We start from the raw sequence: 2,631 nt of genomic DNA on the forward strand, positions 1-2,631 counted from the left end.
ATAGACTCAAACATATATTTTGATAAGAGCGGCCAGCTTGATTACTTTACAGGTACAAATTATGTTAAGAATATTGATGGTAAGGGACAGTTTATAACTTTAAATTCAACAGATAATGATGGTCAGAGGCGCATAGGTGGTTACAGATTCTCAGGAGTTCTTAAATTACAGCATAGCTTAGACAGCGAAAACAATGTTCGTCTTGATGTCGCAAATATATATGATCCGGTTGCACAGCAGTATAAAGACCTTACAATTTATAATACTTATTATAGTACACTTGACGGTGTAAATATTCAGAAAGCCGATATCAACACATTTTCAATAACTCCAAGGATTGATAATAAGGGTAAGACAATAACAGGTCAGGGAGATATACAGCTTACCATGGGTGGTATACCTGAAATGAATGCCCTGAATTCCGATAGGGGGGTATTTCAAACAGCGCTTAATTCTCCTTTTAGCGGCAGCCTCAAACAATTGATTAGAGAGCAAAGTACATTGGTGACGGACAAAGGGTTTACTCTTGTTACTCCCGATGGGCTTGTTATCAATATTGATAAGAATGATCCGAGAGTAAAAGATTTAATCAAGAGGCTTGATAAAAAAGCTATCTTGATAACATTAGATGATGGCACTCAAGTAGTTGCAAGCGAAGACTGGCTAAGCAGACCACGTTGGTGGAAACCTCATACTTGGGGTGATTATAAAGGAGAAGCTGCTGATGGTGAAAGGGTATCATTGGATAATAGCCGTCTCATGGAGGCATATTTAGAATTAAGAAATGGCGGGCAAGGAGAAATAGGTGAAGATTTAGATAAGCTTTTGCAGGGGGTGCCTGTAAAGGGGTTTATTGATGGGGTAGAGGTTATAGTAGATAGCGCAAGTTTAACCAGGACTGCCGGCGCTGGCTTCTGGAATTTATCTCTTGACGACAAGGTATTTATTGATACCAGGGGAAATCAGTATTATATAGACGAAGATAGAGTAATAAAGGCCCCATGGCTTGGAAAAGATGAGCTCGCATCGTATGGATATAGAGGAGATGATATTTTAAATGAAAGTAGCAATGATTGGCAACTAATAGCAAGAGATGATTATGGCGTGCCAAAAACAGTTTTTATAGATGGTAATCAGGCACAAGACTTAGTAGGTACTTATATTGACGATTTCCCTGATTTGTACGGCGCATGGAAAACAGCGACTAGGCAAAATATAGTTACAGGCATAGAGGGAACAGTTGATGGCGTATTTGCAGCGTGGACTGTGGTAGATGGGATTCTTATTATTGGTGGTGCGTTGACATCAGAAGTTGGTGTGGGTATCCCTGTTGCTGCTGGTGGCGTAGCTTTGGAAGGAGTAAAACAGGCATCTAGAGCAGGGATAACAAAAATATTGACCGGGACCGGCAGGCAGATAGGGACTAAGTTAGCAGAGAGATATTTGTTTTCACAAGGTATAGGCAAAGGAAGTTTGTATTTAGGCGGTTATGTTCTAGGGCAGGTCGGATTAGCCAATGCTGTCTCTATAGGTTTTAGCGGTGATCCTTTGCCATTGAAGGATAATTTGCGTATTGGCTGGGGAGCCGTATTAACTAGAGGGCCTTCAGCAGGCCTATTAAGTGGGGCATTAAGAAGTTCTATCCCGCAATTAAAAACGCTTGCTCAGATACACCCTGTTCTTTATAATGCTGGGATTTTCGGTGCAGGAGCTGGCGTGGGTGTTACTTCGGATTATGTTGCTACCAGTTTAACAGGCCAGGAATATAGTTTTACGAGGGGCACTGCGGCTGCATTAACTGGCGGTTTAATCTTTACTGGCGGCAGTAAAATAGGAAGTTTAGGAGCTTTGAAGAGTGTAGGTTCTGGCTATAAATATGCCGCTTTAGGCGCGCTGACTGGTATAGCAAGTAATTATTCAGCATATAAATTAGCAAGTATAGGTGGCCAAAGTTATAACTATGATTGGCGGTCGCCAGTTATAAGTGGTTTGACCGGATTGGGAATTACTAGTCTGGGTGGTAAATATTTAAATAAATGGAATGGTATAAGCCTAAGCGAAGTGTCTAGTCAGCAGGAAATGCAGGCAATCAAGAATTTTGGCCGCGATTTATTAAGAAGGACAGTCTATATAGGTATACCTGGAACAGCGGCTTATAATTATATCAAATATGATCCCGCCGGATTAGTTTCGGAATACCTCTTGCCTTCCCAAAAAGATATGTTAATGAATGGGATTAAAATTGCTACAGTTTTAGGTATGACAGTAGGGTTAGGCGGCATAGGCAGAGATAATAGCCAGGGGATAAAGGCGTTATTCAGTAAGCAGAATATGGTTAATTTAAGTAAGGATTTAGGTAAATCTATTTGGTCTAAATCCGGAGCATATTGGGGAGGAACCACTGCTTTTGTTTGGGGAGGAGATGCCGCGATAAGAAAATTTGATCTCGAACAGTATAGGCAAGCGCATACAGTAATAAGTATGGGATTATTAGCAGGCGGAATACTCGGGCCAGGAATAAAGAACTTCAAGTCTATATATTCACAAGCAGTGGGCAATGTCCATCCAATTATGTTAGCTTATCGCATTGCCAATACAACAGCCCATATAATGCCATCTGTTACATTGATG

The sequence above is a fragment of the Candidatus Omnitrophota bacterium genome, assembly GCA_003598025.1.
Taxonomy (GTDB): domain Bacteria; phylum Omnitrophota; class Gorgyraeia; order Gygaellales; family Profunditerraquicolaceae; genus Profunditerraquicola.